This is a genomic window from Arthrobacter castelli DSM 16402 (assembly GCF_000430705.1).
Classification (GTDB): Bacteria; Actinomycetota; Actinomycetes; order Actinomycetales; family Micrococcaceae; genus Arthrobacter_C; species Arthrobacter_C castelli.
Genome location: NZ_AUMN01000007.1, coordinates 26060 through 40087, shown reverse-complemented (window position 1 = coordinate 40087; position 14028 = coordinate 26060). Strand labels below are relative to the sequence as shown.

Sequence of the window (14028 nt, the reverse complement as noted above, 5' to 3'; positions counted from 1 at the left end):
CCGGACGGAACAATTAACTGGCCGGGTACTCCCATTCCCACCCGGTGGGGGTCAACAAGTCGTGGAACATGAATGTCCCCGCCGGGTGCGGGGAGTCGAGTACGACGATGCCGCGAGCCTCCTCGCCAGGGCCAAGCCATGAGGGCAACTGCTGGGCTGGGGGTAGGCACTGGTAGGCACCGAACGTTTCCAATACGGCGTTGGATGTCTGTCCCGCCGGCCCGATTACTTCCCACCCGCCGGTGAAGCCGAACTCGGGTGACCCGTAGCCTTCGACCAGATTAGGGGATGTTGCAAGGGAGACATCCAGGAACATGTAGTGGCCGTTCGTCGCGGGTTCGGGTGCCACGCCGGTACAGGTTCCCTCAGTGATTGAGTAAACGGTGAACGTCACAGCGGGTTCGCCGTTCGTGTCGAGTATGCTGGCTTCTTCACCCATGGCCTTTATCAGGTTGCCGCGCTGGGACATTCCAGTTTCGGCGGACTCAGTTTCGGGGCCCGGCTCCGGCGCAGCCTTGGGCTCGTCCATCGGTTCCATTTTCGGCTCCGGCTTGGCCTTGGGACTATTGTCCCCCTCGTCCGGTTGCGGCTGGAGGGTGACTGTCTCGGTGGCGGTGACCGTCGCTGTGGCGGTAACCGTCTCGGTTGCTGTCGGGCCTGAGGGGCCGGAGCAGCCAGTGAGTCCAGTTGTCAGCGCGAGACCTACCAGCATTATGGTCGATAATTTCCGGAACACGGTGGGTCTCTTCTGTTAGATGGGCCGGCAGCGTTGGAACCGCCCTGAGGTGAGACCAAGAGTAAACGTGTCCATGATCCCCGTCAACGAAAAGGCTCATCTACGATCAAGCCGGCCAAGGTTGGCCCGGCCAGTCCAGCGGGGCATCCGGCGATTAGTCTTGTTCCACGGCGCTATAGCGTTGCGTCATGGGACTTCCGTTAGGGCGCACGTCGTTTCGGTGCGGCGACTGCCGAGGCTATTTGCAATAGGGTGAGACAGCGAAATTACGATGTTCATGGCCTTCTTTGAGAATCCACGAGTGGAGCCTCCTACCAGAATCGAACTGGTGACCTTCTCATTACGAGTGAGACGCTCTACCGACTGAGCTAAGGAGGCCTGCGGTGCCCGGAAGGAACCGGCAGTTTACGCAAGCACCAACTTTAGCAGAGCGTCTGGTGGGGTTTCGAACTGGGGTCTCCGCGCGGTCGCTGGCGCTCCCTTGGTCGACCACCGGGTCTCGATGCGGCGCGGGGCGCCTTACTCGACCACCGGGTCTCGATGCGGCGCGGGGCGCCTTACTCGACCACCGGTGGGGCGGGTCAGCAGCGGGTGCCGTCGTCGGGCACGGTTCCTTCGATGAAGTAATTGTCCACGGCGTCGGCGATGCACTCGCTGCCGCGGCCGTAGGCGGTGTGCCCCTGGCCTTCCCAGGTGAGGAGGACGCCGGATTGGAGTTGTTTCGCGAGCGCCTTGGACCATTGGTAGGGGGTGGCCGGGTCGCCGGTGGTGCCGACGACGACGATCGGCGGCGCACCTTTGGCGTGGATCGGCTCGGGTGGTTCCTCGGCGTCGTAGGGCCACGCGTTGCAGGACATGGCTCCGTAGGCGAGGAAACGGCCAAGCGTGGGGGAGGCCTGGTCCAATTGCTCCTCGTTCTGCCGCATTTGTTCCACCGACAGGTTCATCGGGTAATCGAGGCAGTTGACCGCCGTGAAGGCTGCCGAGGAGTTGGTGGTGTAGTCGCCGTCGTCCTGCCGGCTGGCTCCCAGATCGGCCAGCTTCAGCATGGGGGTGGGATCGCCTTGGAATGCGGCCTGAAGCGCCGCGGTCAGGGCGGGCCAGTTGGCATCGTTGTACAGCGGCAGGATCAGCCCGGAAACGAACAGCGCCGCGGTGACGGTCCTGCCGCTCTTGGCGGTCATCGGGCTGGCTTCGACCGACTTGATCAGTTGGCGGATTTGCCCGACAGCTTGTTCGGGCGAGCCATTCAGCGGGCATTTCTGCTGTTGCAGGCAGCTTTTGGCGTATGCGAGCAGCGCATCTTCGAAGGCCTTGGCCTGGCCGAGCGTCATCTGAGCGCTGGTGATTGAGGGGTCGATGCCGCCGTCGAGCACCATCCTTCCCACGGTCTTCGGAAAGAACTCCGCATAGGTGGCACCGAGCAGTGTGCCGTACGAGAAACCGAGGTAATCCAGCTTCTTTTCACCGAGCACCGCCCGGATGATGTCCATGTCCCGGGCTGCGCTTTCGGTGCCGAAAAATCCGAGCTTCTGCCCGGTGTGCTTGGCGCACTGCGAGGCGTAGTCCTCCGCGCTGGCACGCGCCTTGGCCAGGCCGCGTTTCGTCTCGACGTCGAAGATCTCGGCGCGGAACTTGTCCCGCTCCTTGTCGCTGAGGCATTCGACGGGGCTGGAGCGTTTCACGCCACGCGGGTCGAAGCCGATCAGGTTATATGACTCTCGCAGCCGGTCGGTGCTGATTCCGGAGGCGTTGTCCTGGACGGCGTCGATCCCGGACCCGCCGGGGCCGCCCGGATTGACCAATATCGATCCCATCGGGTCCGAACCAGTGGCCGCAGCCCGGGTGATGTCGATCTTCAGGGTTTTGCCATCGGGATTTTCGTAATCCATCGGCACCTTTACGGTGCTGCAGTGGAAGTCTTCCGCACACGGTTCCCACTCGATGGACTGTGAATAGAATTCCATCAAACGTTCGGGGGCCTGCTCCAGCACTTCGGGCGGGGCTGACATCGTCTCCGGCGGAGCGGACCCGCCGTCGCTGAATGGTGTGCAGGCGGTGACCAGGAGCAGGCCACAGGCCGCGACGGCAGCCGCGGCGCGGTGGCGGCGGGGGATCTTGGGCATCGTGACTTTCCGGTTGTCTTACAGCAGGCTGACTGCCATCGACTCAAGCGCCAGCAGGGGAGCGGCATTGGTCGTGGCGAGCCGCTGGCGGGTTTCGCCGATCGCGTCGAGCCGTTTCAGGGTCGATTCCGCAGTGGTGTTGGAGGCGTACTGCTCCAACTCAGCACGAATCTGCTCGTTGATCAGTTCCGAACTGGTCCCCATCTGCAGCGTCAGCACGTCCCGGAAGAACGTCGTCAGGTCGATCATCGCGCGGTCCAAAGCGTCGGTGACCGCGCGTTTGGCCCGCCGCTTCTGGTCCTCCTCCAGCTGCTTCACCTGGCTGCGCATGGACGCGGGCAGTTTGCCCGTTTCCGGTGCGCCGAGGGCGGTGAGCAGTTGCTCCCTCTCGGCGGCGTTGCGCCGTTCGGAGGAGGACTTGGCGTCGTCGTTGGCCAGATCGTGCAGCCGTCCGGCGGCGACGACGGCCTCCGAGACGCTATGCAGGTTCAACGGCAGCGAGACCACCCGGGAACGCCGCTCGCGGGCCTCTTCATCATGGGCCAGGCGCCGGGCGACGCCGATGTGGCTCTGCGACACCCGCGCCGCATACCCGGCGGCTTCGGGTGTCGCCCCGTCGCGGCGCACCAGCAGTTCGGCAACGTCCTCGGCCGGCGGGATCCTGAGGCTGACCGGACGGCAGCGGGAGCGGATGGTGACCATGACATCGGCGGGGCTTGGCGCACACAGGATCCAGATGGTCCGCGGTGGTGGTTCTTCAATGGCCTTGAGCAGCACGTTGGTGGTCCGCTCCGCCATCCGGTCGGCGTCTTCGACGATGATCACGCGCCAGCGTCCGGAGGAGGGGCGGTCCTGGGCCCTGGTGATCAGCTCCCGCACTTCGGCGATGGAGATAGTGACCTTTTCCGTAGCCACATTAGTGACGTCCCCATGGGTGCCGGCGAGCACGGTGTGGCAGGCATGGCAGGTGCCGCAGCCGCGGTCCTCGGGCCGGTCCTGTTCACACTGCAGGGCGGCGGCAAACGCGCGCGCTGCGTTGGAACGGCCGGAGCCCGGCGGGCCGGTGAATAACCACGCATGGGTTGGCCGTTCCGCTTCGGCAGCCGAACGGAGTTGCTCGATGACGGCAGATTGCCCGGGCAGGTCGTCCCAGACACTCATTAGGCGCTGCCTTTCACGCTGTGGGCGGCGGTCAGCTCGTCGACCTTCTCGCCGATGACGGCGGCCAGCTCTTCGGCCGGACGGGATGCGTCCAGCACCAGATAACGGTCTTTGGCGGTGGTGGCCAGTTCCAGGAAGGCGGCCCGGATCCGGCCGTGGAAGTCGTCAGGTTCGGATTCGAGCCGGTCTTCGGCGCTGGTTCCGGCCGCTCGCCGGGAGCGGCCGGCGGCGGGATCGACGTCGAGCAGCACGGTCAGGTCCGGCCACAACTCCCCGGTGGCCCAGGCGTTCAGGTCCCGCACTGTGCCGGTGCCCAGCGATCGTCCGCCACCTTGGTAGGCGACCGAAGAGTCGATGTAACGATCGGTGATCACCGTCGTGCCGGCGCTCAACGCCGGACGCAGCACCTGCTCCGCGTGCGCGGCACGCGAGGCTGCAAACATCAGCGCCTCTGTGCGGGCGTCGATCTCGCCATGTCCATGGTCCAGCACCAGGTTCCGTAGTTTTTCGCCAATCGGCGTCCCACCCGGTTCCCTGGTGGTCAGCACCTCACGTCCGGTGGACCGGAGCCGTTCGGCGAGCAGGCGGGACTGGGTGGATTTACCTGCCCCGTCCCCTCCTTCAAGGGCGATAAAGAGGCCCCGGCATTCGGCGGAGCCGGCTGCCCCGGTGGCGCTGTCGCGGCTGTTCTCACTCACCATCACAGCCTAGGCGATAATTACGCGCCGGTTTTCATCAGCGGGCCCGGCCGGCTTTAAGCTGGCAGCATGGATTCCAGCGCCCCCACCGCCGAAGAACATACCGGGCTGCATCAGGACAGCGTCGCCGTGGCCTCCGGCCGCCCGGACCGCGAGCCGGGCAGCGCGGTGAATCCACCGGTGGTCTTATCCTCCACATACTTCGGGCAGGGCCAGGTCACTGCGGGGGACCGCTCCTACGGGCGGTATTCGAACCCGACCTGGGACCCCTTCGAAACGGCGCTGGCGGAACTGGAAGGTGCCTCCGAGCCGGCGCTGGCCTACGCATCGGGAATGGCCGCCGCCGCCTCGGCCCTGTCACTGGTGCCGCCGGGCGGGACAGTGGTGATGCCGAACCACAGCTACGGCGGAACCGTGGGGCTGGCGCAACGGCTGGCCGACGACGGCGCCTTCAGCCTGCGGCTGGTCAATATCGCCGACACTGCCGAGGTGAAGGCCCAGTTGGCCGGCGGCGGGCAACCGGCCGGAGGGGAGCAGCTGGCCGGCGGCGGGCAACCGGCGGACCTGCTCTGGGTGGAGAGTCCCACCAACCCGATGCTGGAAGTCGCCGACGTGAGCGCCATTGCCGCCGCAGCGCACGACGCCGGCGCATTAGTGGTTGCCGACAACACGTTTTCCACCCCGCTGGTGCAGCAGCCGCTGGGACTTGGCGCCGACGTCGTGATTCATTCGGTGACCAAATACCTGGCCGGCCATTCCGACGTCGTACTCGGTGCCGCGGTGACATCCGATCCGCAGCTGCGGGAGAGGCTGCTGACCCACCGCTCCATGCATGGCTCCATCGCCGGGCCCTTTGAAACCTGGATGGCGCTGCGCGGGCTGCGCACGTTGGCGCTGCGCGTGGAACGGTCGCAGGCCAATGCCGCGGAATTGGCGTCGCGGCTGCAACGCCATCCGGCGGTTGCCGCGGTGCGGTTCCCGGGGCTGCCTGACGATCCGGGCCATGAGCGGGCGAAGCGCCAAATGAGCGGCTTCGGTTCTATTATTGGCGTGGAAATGGCCGGCGGCGCGGCAGCAGCGGACGCCCTGGTTGGAAGGCTCAAGCTATGGTTGCCGGCCACGTCACTGGGAGGGGTGGAGTCGTTGATTGAACGACGACGGCGGCACACCAATGAGCCGGAAACTGTCCCTGAGCCGCTGGTCCGGATGAGCGTCGGCATCGAACACGTGGAGGATCTGTGGGCGGATCTGGACCAGGGGATGCGTTAAATTTCGGCTGCGCGGCCCTCGTAACGGCTAGGCTTGTAACGTGGACATCATCATCCTGACCCAACGGTATCTCTTCCTCGCCCTGTCACTGGTGGCCCTCGGCATCCAGATCTGGGCGCTGGTGGACTGCGTCAAAGCCAAGCCGGTCGAGTTCCAGCGGGCCTTCAAGAAAACCAAGGGCTTCTGGCTCGGGATCACGGCAGGCTCCACCGCCATCGGATACATCTGCGTCCCACCCCCCGTTGGATTGGGCGGCCCGATCTTCCTGCAGCTGATAGCAGTGACGGCGGCGGCCATCTACCTGGCTGACGTGCGCCCTGCCCTGCGGGACGCCCGGCGCGGGGGCAACCGCAATTCGGGACCCTACGGCCCCTGGTAACAGCCCGCCGCGGCACAGATGCGTCATTTGAAGCGCGGAAGTTTTATCAACCCGGGCTATGGGGCAGACTGGAGCCATGCCAAATTCTTCCGCTCCATACAAGCTGATCCTGCTGCGCCACGGCCAGAGTACGTGGAACGAAAAGAACCTGTTCACCGGCTGGGTGGACGTCCCGTTGACCGATAAGGGCCGCGGTGAAGCCATCCGCGGCGGCGAATTGATCGCCGAGCACGACATCCACCCGGACATCCTGTTCACTTCCCGGCTGAAGCGGGCCACGGTGACCGCTGATCTGGCGCTGGAGGCGGCGGACCGCACCTGGATCGATGTGAAGCGGAACTGGCGGCTGAACGAGCGGCATTACGGCGCCCTGCAGGGCAAGGACAAGGCCGAGACGCTGGAGAAATACGGCGAGGAGCAGTTCACTCAGTGGCGGCGCTCCTACGACACCCCGCCGCCGCCGTTGGACGACGACAGCGAATTCTCCCAGGCCGGCGATCCCCGCTACGCGGACCTGGGCGAGGACTTGCCCCGCACCGAGTGCCTCAAGGACGTGCTGGAGCGTTTCCTGCCGTACTGGGAAGCGGAGATCGTCCCGGAGCTGAAATCGGGCAAGACGGTGCTGGTCACCGCCCACGGCAACTCGCTGCGTGCCCTGGTGAAGCACCTCGACGGCATCAGCGACGAGGACATTCCCGGGCTGAATATCCCCACCGGCATCCCGCTGGTCTACGACCTGGACGAGGACATGACGCCGCTGAACGCCGGCGGCACGTACCTGGACCCGGATGCGGCTGCGGAAGCAGTGCAGGCGGTGGCGAACCAGGGCCGTAAATAGGCTCGGCGCCGGATCTGACCGAGGTCGGCGCCGGTCACCGGACCCGGCCGCCCGGCGGCCTGTCCGCCCGACCGCCGATCCGGGTGGAGGCCCTGACTACCGGAACCGGCGGCCCTGGTCGCGCCGGTTGGCCCACACCGCCAGCGTCCCGAGGACGGCTGTCCACGCGATGATGGCGACAATGGTGCTTCCGTGCAGCCCGGTCCCGGTCAGCACTTCCACCGACAGGTCGCGCGCCGCCCGCGAGGGCAGCATCAGCGAGAACGTGTTCAGCCACGCGGGAAAGATCATTGGTGGCAGCATCATCCCGCCGGCGAACGCCATCGGGAAGAACACCACCTGGGTGACCGCGACCGCGACCTTGGAGGTGCACAGGTAGCCGATCGTCAGCCCCAAGGCCAGGAACGGCAGGCCGCAGAGCAGGAAGACTGCCAGCGACGCCGGAATCCGCCACCACGACAGGCCATCGACCGTAAAGGCTTCGAGCGCACTGGTCAGGAATCCCCCGAGCAGGAACAGCGGCACCAGGGCGAAGAACGCGAACATCATCGCGGCGGCGGCGCGGGCCACCGTGCCCGGTACCGGGCCGACAGGCAGGGTGCGCATATACGTGGTCCAGGGGTTGGCGCGGTCTTCGGCCACGCCCACCCCGTAGCTGAACAGGAAGGCGCTCATCACGCCGAACATGGCCAGCTGCGACAACGCGGTCAGCGCCGCCGTCGGGTTGGACGCCACCGCCTCCTGCGGGATCACGAAGAACAGGAATGCCAGGGACGGGAATATGGTGTTGGAAATGACGGCGACCGGAATGCGCAACTGCTCGAGGATGTGCGCCTTGGTGTGCGCCTTCACGAGGGTGAACTGGGTGGGGCCGGTTGTTGCCGGTTGCCTGGCCGGTGCCGACGGTGCCGCCTGGGCCTGACCGGCGGATCCGGCCGAGCTTGCTTGGCCGGCCGGACCGGTCGGCCCGGCTGGCTCAACCGCGCGCGTGTGTGCTGCTGATTTCATCACGAATCCTTACTTTTAGGACTGCTCGGGGCCGAACCGGTGCCGGTGATAGCCATGAACGCCTCTTCGAGGCTCGCCGCGTGCACCTGAAGATCACTGAAGTCGATACCGTCGCCGACAATTCTGCGGACCAGCTCATCGGCGTCGCGGCTGACTAGCCGGGTGGTGCCGCCGTCGTTGGCTGCATCCACCACGCCGGGCAGGGCCGCCAAGGTATCCAGTGCCGTGGGGGTGCGCAGCGAAATCCGGCGGACGGATATGTGGCCACGGATCTCGTCGACGGTTCCGTCGGCGACGACGTGGCCCTGGTCGATGACGACGACGCGGCTGGCCAGCGCCTCGATCTCGGCCAGATAGTGGCTGGTGATCAGCATCGTGCCGCCGTTGGCGCGATACTGCCGCAGTTGCTCCCACAAGATCTCCCGGGCCTCGACGTCCAGCCCCGTGGTCGGCTCGTCAAGGATGACCAGGGAAGGGCGACCCACCAGTGCGATGGCGACCAGGAGCCGCCGTTGCTGGCCGCCGGAGAGGCCGCCGCACTGCTTGGACGCCATGTCGGTCAGGCCGAACTGGTCCAGCAGCTCCGCGACCGGAACCGCGTTGGTGAAGTGCGCGGCGACCAGTTCCACTGCCTCGCGAACTTTCAAGGTGTGCGGTACGGCCGTGGCCTGCGGGGTGACGCCCAGGGCGCGGCGGGCGGCCGGAGTGAGCGGGTTGTGGCCGAAGAGTTCGACCGTCCCGCCGTCGGACCTCCGCAGCCCGGTGAGCAGCCCGATCAGGGTGGACTTTCCGGCACCGTTGGGCCCCAGCAGCCCGACTGCCTCGCCGGGCTGGATGTCGAGGCTGACGCCGTCGAGCGCTTTCTGGGTTCCGAATGTCTTGCTGACGTTCCGGGCAGCGGCCAACGGAGCGGCTATTGTCGTTGTCATTTCGAGTCCTGACTTTCGGCGGTGGTGGAGGATATTCCGGGTGAGTCGGTGAGCAATGTCCGCAGCGCCTGCCGGTAATCGAGGAAGGCGACTCTGCCGCGGGGAGTGATCTTCACGTAGGTGGCAGGCGAGCGGTTTTCGATCACTTTGCTCTGCTCCACATAGTGCGCCTCCTCCAATTTGCGCAGGTGCGTGGAGAGGTTCCCCGCTGTCATATCGAGGATCTTGCGCAGCTTGGGGAAGGAGATTGCATTGTCTTCACCAATCGAATTCAAGGTGGTGATCACACGCAGCCGCGCTTCGGCGTGAATGACAGGATCAAGCCCGTTCATGCCAGGCTCCGGCGCCGACGGCTGCGGACGAGCTCGACGACGGCGCCAACATAGAAGCCCAGCACGCCGAGGGTGACGAACACGGTCAAGTAATGCTGCGGGCCGGCAACCATCCCGACAACGTCCACCACCAAGAACCACACGCCCAGTGCCGCCATCGGGATATCGCGCCACATGGCTCCGCCGCACATATACATCATCCCGACCACCAACACGGCCAATGAGTTGATAATCAGGCCGCGTAGGTCTGTGGCGGCGATGGAATCGGCGATGATGCCGGCCAGCAGGCCGACGACGACGAAGGCCAAGACCCACGTCCAGCCATAGAGCCCGCCCTGGAAGGAGGAAGCGCCCCTGATGCCCACCGAGGCCCGTACGGTCAGGATCGCCGAGACGACCACGCCAAGGGCAATCATGGCGAACAGCACGATGAGTGCCGCCGGGGTGCTCAATGGAAGCCAGCCGTGCTCGGCGCCGTGCAGCGCACCGTAGCCGATCAGCCATGCGGTGCCCCATCCCGCATACAACAGTGGAGTATGCGGAAAGAGCGCCCGTGCGGTCTTGGCTTCCGTCGCGTCGGCCAGGCTCATGGCCGCGCGCGGATCGAAGCCGCCGGTCTGGTCCCGGTCGTTGTGTGGCTCGGTTCCGGCGTGCGGGCTGACGCCGTTGTGCGGGTCGAAGCCGCCGGTCTGGTTCTGCTCCGTCATGCGTGGCTCCCGACAGTCGGGCTGTAGCCGGTATCTCGTGTCATGCAAATCAGTTTGTAACACAAACCGCTTTGTGTCTATAGGCGGCAGGGAAGTTTCTGTGCGGGATGCCGGCAGATCATGTGCCGTCGTGCTCAGTATTGGGATGTCCAGGCCCGGGCGCCGCGGCCGACTCGCGCCGACTATTGGGCCGCCTGACCCAACCGCCGGGCCAGGTCCATGGCATTGAACGGCGCATGGACCTTGACGTCGTTATCGAAGTACACATATACGCCGCGTCCCTTGCCGTCCGGGCACCCGGTCCCGGAGACCCAGCCGCGGATGGTCTCCGCCCAGCGGTCCAGTTCCTCATCGCCGTACCCGCTGACATACAGCTCTTCGCCACCGTGCAGCCGGACGTAAACGATGTCGGAAGTGACCCTGTCCAGCTGCGGCCATTTCCCGGCGGAATCGGCAATCACCAAGGCAACATTGTGCCGCCGGAGCAGTTCATAGAACCCGGGGTCGTCGAAGCTGGGATGGCGCACCTCGAGGGCATGGCGCAGCGGTCGATCCGCGTCGACGTCAGTCCACGCCCGGTCCTTCAGCTTGTCTCCGTGACCGGTGGCCATCGCGGCCGCCGTGCCGGTGCTGTGCGGAAGTTGGCTCAAGAACCCGTCCAGTATCTCCGGGTCGAACTGCACTCGCTCGGGCAGCTGCCACAGTACCGGGCCGAGTTTATCGTCGAGTGCCAGCACCCCTGAGGCAAAGAAGTTGGCCAACGCGAGCTCCACGTTGCGCAGCCGCAGCATATGGGTGATGTAGCGTCCGCCTTTGACGGCGAATTCAAACCCGGGCGGCGCGGCTTCCTTCCACCGCAGGTAGCTGGAGGGGCGCTGCAGCGAGTAGAAGGAGCCGTTGATTTCAACGGTGTCCAGCTTCGTTGCCGCGTACTCGAGTTCTTTACGCTGCGGCATCCCGGTGGGAAAGAAGACGCCCCGCCAGGGCGCGTATCGCCACCCGGAGATGCCGATACGGGCCACCGCTGCCGGCGTCGTCATGACTGTCCGCGGGTCGCCCGGTCAAGCCGCGCCGCCCGGTCAGGTGGCCGGGTCAGGAGAAGGAATTCGAATGCCATTCGCCGGTCACCAGATAGGTCACCTTCCGGGCCACGGATATTCCGTGGTCGGCGAACCGCTCGAAGTAGCGGCTGGCCAGCGTGACGTCCACAGTCGTCGTGGCCGGCGCATCCCAGGTATCTGCTGCGACAGCCTTGAAGACGCCCGCGTGCAGCTCGTTGATCCGGGCGTTGTGCTGCTGGATCTGGGTGGACAGTTCCAAGTCGCGGGTATCCAGCAGTTCGGAAACCTTCCGGGCGATGGCCAGATCGCCTTCGGAGAATTCCTCGAACGTGGACCGCAGCGAATCGGGGACCACGTTTTCCGGGTAGCGCAGCCGCGCCAGCTGGGCCACGTGCCGGGCAAGGTCTCCCATCCGTTCCAGCGACGCGCTCATCCGCAGCGCGCCCACGATCATCCGCAGGTCGCTGGCGACGGGCCCCTGGCGGGCCAGGATGTCGATGGCCCGCTCGTCGAGGTCGTTCTGCAGGAAATCGATGCGGGCGTCGGCAGCGATCACGTCCTGTGCGAGTTCGATATCGGCACCATGGAAAGCCGTAGAGGCTTTGTCCATGGCCTCAGAGACCAGATTGGCAATCTCGATCAGTTCCTCGCCGACCTGATGGAGTTCGGCCTGGAAAACCTTTCGCACTTGGCGTCCTTTCGCTCGACATGCACGCTCCGTGACGCTCTCACGGACACGTTCAGCACACTTCCAGTCTCCCATGAACTTTAGGGCACCTCGAGGTGAACGTTAGTTGAACGCGGCGGATGGGGCCATCCCTGCGGCGCATTGCGGCCTTGATAGCGCCTAAGCTGGACTCGTGAGTGACGTTTACATCGGCTTGGTGGCCGGACTCGTGGGCCTGTGCCTGGGCGTGTTCGGGATGCTGGCTTTCCGGCTCAGCGAGCAGCAGCGCAATGAACTGGCCGAGGTCGACGAACCGGTCCTTCCCGATGGCGCGGCCGAAGTGCTGTCCGTGGGAGGGCGGGCATTCCTGATCGTCGATTCAATTGACGGTGTGATCAGGGCCAGTCCCGCCGCCTATGCCCTCGGGCTGGTCCGTGGACACACCGTGGTGCACAACGAGTTGATCCAGATGACAGGAAGGGTCCGCCGCGACGGCGTGATTGAGGAGCGGCAACTGGAACTGCCGCGCGGTCCTCTGGGGCAGGGGTCGATTGTGCTGCATTTGCGCGTGGCGCCGCTGGGGCAGGAGTACATCCTGCTTCTGGCCGATGACCGCACGGAGATTACTCGCACCGAAGAAATCCGGAACGACTTTGTCGCCAACGTCTCCCACGAGCTGAAGACTCCGGTGGGGGCCATCTCGCTGCTGGCCGAGGCTCTGGATGACGCCGCGGCCGATGAAGAGGCCGTGCGCCGCTTCGCCTCGAGAATGCACAAGGAATCCGCTCGGCTTTCGGCTCTGGTGCAGGACATCATCGAGCTGTCCAGGCTGCAGGGGACCGACGTCGTCCAGCAGGGAGAGCCGGTCGACCTGAACGAAATCATTGCCGAAGCGGTGGACCGGAACAAGCTGCCGGCCGAATCCAAGGACATCAATATGGTCATCGGCGGCCGGGCGGACGCGGACGTCTACGGCGACACCGAACTGCTGACCACCGCATTCCGCAACCTGATCGACAATGCCATCCGCTACTCGCCGGTGGGCACCAAGATCGGTATCGGGCTGCGGTCCAAGGACGGTATGGCTCAAGTGTCCGTGCGGGACCAGGGCTCTGGAATCTCCGCCGAGGACCAGGACCGGATCTTCGAGCGCTTCTACCGGATCGATGCTGCCCGTTCCAGGGCAACCGGAGGGACCGGGCTGGGACTGAGTATCGTAAAGCATGTGATTTCCAACCATGGCGGCGAAGTGACGGTGTGGTCACAGCCGGACCAGGGGTCGACCTTTACCGTCAGGCTTCCACAGATGGAACAGGCCGACGACGAAACGTCGCCCGACCAGCCCGTGCACCGGAACGACACCGACGGCACCAATACCCCCGATGACGCACGACACAAAGGAGCTACCGCTTGAGCCGGATACTGATCGTTGAAGACGAAGAGTCTTTGAGCGACCCACTCTCATATCTGCTCACCAAGGAAGGTTTCGAAGCCGTCGTGGTTGAAGACGGCCTCGAGGCAGTGGCCGAGTTCGACAGGTCCGGAGCGGACCTGGTGCTGCTGGACCTGATGCTGCCGGGCCAATCCGGCACCGAGGTGTGCCGGCAGTTGCGGCAGCGTTCCAACGTTCCGGTGATCATGCTGACGGCCAAGGACGCGGAAATCGACAAGGTCGTCGGGCTGGAGATCGGGGCCGACGACTACATCACCAAGCCGTACTCTTCACGCGAGCTCGTGGCTCGGGTGCGCGCGGTGCTGCGCCGGCAGGGCGAACAGGAGGAGCTCTTGTCGACGTCGGTGCAGGCCGGCCCGGTGCGGATGGATGTGGAGCGCCATACGGTCAGCGTGCACGGCGAGGATGTCTCACTGCCGCTGAAGGAGTTCGAACTGCTGGAGATGCTGCTGCGCAATTCCGGCAGGGTGCTCACCCGCGGACAACTGATCGACCGAGTCTGGGGGTCGGACTACGTGGGCGATACCAAGACGCTTGACGTCCACGTCAAGCGGTTGCGCAGCCGGCTGGAGCCCGATCCGACCGCCCCGCAATACCTGCTGACGGTGCGTGGGCTGGGGTACAAGTTCGACGCCTGACCGGTTTCCGCCAAATGAGGTGTGCG

15 protein-coding genes and 1 tRNA gene are annotated in these 14028 nt (G+C 65.3%); 5 read left to right on the top strand and 11 right to left on the bottom strand.

Going from position 1 to position 14028, the window contains the following annotated elements:
• Positions 1-13 precede the first annotated feature (13 nt).
• The 5 genes from H535_RS0109300 to tmk form a co-directional block, all read right to left on the bottom strand.
• Positions 14-712, bottom strand: a complete 699-nt coding sequence (locus tag H535_RS0109300; protein ID WP_026819335.1) for a hypothetical protein — start codon at positions 710-712, stop codon at positions 14-16.
• Between the two features lie 326 nt (positions 713-1038).
• A tRNA-Thr gene (locus H535_RS0109295) sits at positions 1039-1114 on the bottom strand.
• A 203-nt stretch (positions 1115-1317) separates the two neighbouring features.
• Positions 1318-2862, bottom strand: a complete 1545-nt coding sequence (locus H535_RS0109290) for an alpha/beta hydrolase (RefSeq protein ID WP_026819334.1) — start codon at positions 2860-2862, stop codon at positions 1318-1320.
• Positions 2863-2880: 18 nt separating this feature from the next.
• Positions 2881-4023, bottom strand: a complete 1143-nt coding sequence (locus tag H535_RS0109285; protein WP_026819333.1) for a DNA polymerase III subunit delta' — start codon at positions 4021-4023, stop codon at positions 2881-2883.
• The gene (gene tmk / locus H535_RS0109280) at positions 4023-4724 is read right to left on the bottom strand and encodes a dTMP kinase (RefSeq protein ID WP_051298912.1); all 702 of its coding nucleotides are present in this window, start codon (positions 4722-4724) and stop codon (positions 4023-4025) included. The genes H535_RS0109285 and tmk overlap by 1 nt, the downstream gene beginning before the upstream one ends.
• Before the next feature lie 66 nt (positions 4725-4790).
• Here tmk and H535_RS0109275 point away from each other — a divergent pair, with 66 nt between their 5' ends.
• The 3 genes from H535_RS0109275 (at position 4791) to H535_RS0109265 (ending at position 7207) form a co-directional block, all read left to right on the top strand.
• Positions 4791-5990 (top strand): trans-sulfuration enzyme family protein, encoded by a 1200-nt coding sequence (locus H535_RS0109275; RefSeq protein ID WP_051298910.1) that lies wholly within the window; start codon positions 4791-4793, stop codon positions 5988-5990.
• Positions 5991-6030: 40 nt separating this feature from the next.
• Entirely contained in the window at positions 6031-6369 is a 339-nt protein-coding gene (locus H535_RS0109270) for a DUF2516 family protein (protein WP_026819330.1), read from the top strand.
• A 76-nt stretch (positions 6370-6445) separates the two neighbouring features.
• Complete coding sequence (locus H535_RS0109265) at positions 6446-7207, top strand: phosphoglyceromutase (RefSeq protein WP_026819329.1); 762 nt, start codon at positions 6446-6448, stop codon at positions 7205-7207.
• 96 nt (positions 7208-7303) lie between these two features.
• Here H535_RS0109265 and H535_RS0109260 read toward each other — a convergent pair whose 3' ends face one another.
• The 6 genes from H535_RS0109260 to phoU all read right to left on the bottom strand — a co-directional run bounded on the left by H535_RS0109260 (position 7304) and on the right by phoU (position 11932).
• Positions 7304-8215 carry an ABC transporter permease gene (locus tag H535_RS0109260; RefSeq protein ID WP_081416558.1) on the bottom strand — a complete coding sequence of 304 codons (912 nt, stop codon included), beginning with the start codon at positions 8213-8215 and terminating at the stop codon, positions 7304-7306.
• Positions 8215-9144 (bottom strand): ABC transporter ATP-binding protein, encoded by a 930-nt coding sequence (locus H535_RS0109255; protein WP_035769003.1) that lies wholly within the window; start codon positions 9142-9144, stop codon positions 8215-8217. The genes H535_RS0109260 and H535_RS0109255 overlap by 1 nt, the downstream gene beginning before the upstream one ends.
• A complete protein-coding gene (locus H535_RS24485; RefSeq protein WP_035769001.1) occupies positions 9141-9476 on the bottom strand; it encodes a transcriptional regulator in 336 nt (111 codons plus the stop codon). The genes H535_RS0109255 and H535_RS24485 overlap by 4 nt, the downstream gene beginning before the upstream one ends.
• Entirely contained in the window at positions 9473-10183 is a 711-nt protein-coding gene (locus H535_RS24480; RefSeq protein ID WP_051298908.1) for a hypothetical protein, read from the bottom strand. Before H535_RS24480 ends, H535_RS24485 begins: the two co-directional genes overlap by 4 nt.
• A 182-nt stretch (positions 10184-10365) precedes the next feature.
• The gene (locus H535_RS0109240) at positions 10366-11223 is read right to left on the bottom strand and encodes a DUF72 domain-containing protein (RefSeq protein WP_026819326.1); all 858 of its coding nucleotides are present in this window, start codon (positions 11221-11223) and stop codon (positions 10366-10368) included.
• A 52-nt stretch (positions 11224-11275) separates the two neighbouring features.
• Positions 11276-11932, bottom strand: coding sequence for a phosphate signaling complex protein PhoU (gene phoU, locus H535_RS0109235; protein WP_026819325.1), 657 nt, complete (start codon positions 11930-11932; stop codon positions 11276-11278).
• A 235-nt stretch (positions 11933-12167) separates the two neighbouring features.
• On the opposite strand from phoU, the gene H535_RS0109230 reads away from it, so the two are divergent.
• Positions 12168-13325 carry a sensor histidine kinase gene (locus H535_RS0109230; RefSeq protein ID WP_051298964.1) on the top strand — a complete coding sequence of 386 codons (1158 nt, stop codon included), beginning with the start codon at positions 12168-12170 and terminating at the stop codon, positions 13323-13325.
• A complete protein-coding gene (locus H535_RS0109225) occupies positions 13322-14002 on the top strand; it encodes a response regulator transcription factor (protein ID WP_026819323.1) in 681 nt (226 codons plus the stop codon). The genes H535_RS0109230 and H535_RS0109225 overlap by 4 nt, the downstream gene beginning before the upstream one ends.
• Positions 14003-14028: the final 26 nt, after the last annotated feature.

Excerpts from the sequence above, each read along its gene's own strand:
- H535_RS0109265 (WP_026819329.1), top strand. The coding sequence starts at position 6,446 with ATGCCAAATTCTTCCGCTCCATACAAGCTGATCCTGCTGCGCCACGGC.
- H535_RS0109240 (WP_026819326.1), bottom strand. The coding sequence starts at position 11,223 with ATGACGACGCCGGCAGCGGTGGCCCGTATCGGCATCTCCGGGTGGCGA.
- tmk (WP_051298912.1), bottom strand. The coding sequence starts at position 4,724 with ATGGTGAGTGAGAACAGCCGCGACAGCGCCACCGGGGCAGCCGGCTCC.
- H535_RS0109300 (WP_026819335.1), bottom strand. The coding sequence starts at position 712 with ATGCTGGTAGGTCTCGCGCTGACAACTGGACTCACTGGCTGCTCCGGC.
- H535_RS24485 (WP_035769001.1), bottom strand. The coding sequence starts at position 9,476 with ATGAACGGGCTTGATCCTGTCATTCACGCCGAAGCGCGGCTGCGTGTG.
- H535_RS0109275 (WP_051298910.1), top strand. The coding sequence starts at position 4,791 with ATGGATTCCAGCGCCCCCACCGCCGAAGAACATACCGGGCTGCATCAG.
- H535_RS0109230 (WP_051298964.1), top strand. The coding sequence starts at position 12,168 with ATGCTGGCTTTCCGGCTCAGCGAGCAGCAGCGCAATGAACTGGCCGAG.
- H535_RS0109260 (WP_081416558.1), bottom strand. The coding sequence starts at position 8,215 with ATGAAATCAGCAGCACACACGCGCGCGGTTGAGCCAGCCGGGCCGACC.
- H535_RS24480 (WP_051298908.1), bottom strand. The coding sequence starts at position 10,183 with ATGACGGAGCAGAACCAGACCGGCGGCTTCGACCCGCACAACGGCGTC.
- H535_RS0109290 (WP_026819334.1), bottom strand. The coding sequence starts at position 2,862 with ATGCCCAAGATCCCCCGCCGCCACCGCGCCGCGGCTGCCGTCGCGGCC.
- H535_RS0109285 (WP_026819333.1), bottom strand. The coding sequence starts at position 4,023 with ATGAGTGTCTGGGACGACCTGCCCGGGCAATCTGCCGTCATCGAGCAA.
- H535_RS0109255 (WP_035769003.1), bottom strand. The coding sequence starts at position 9,144 with ATGACAACGACAATAGCCGCTCCGTTGGCCGCTGCCCGGAACGTCAGC.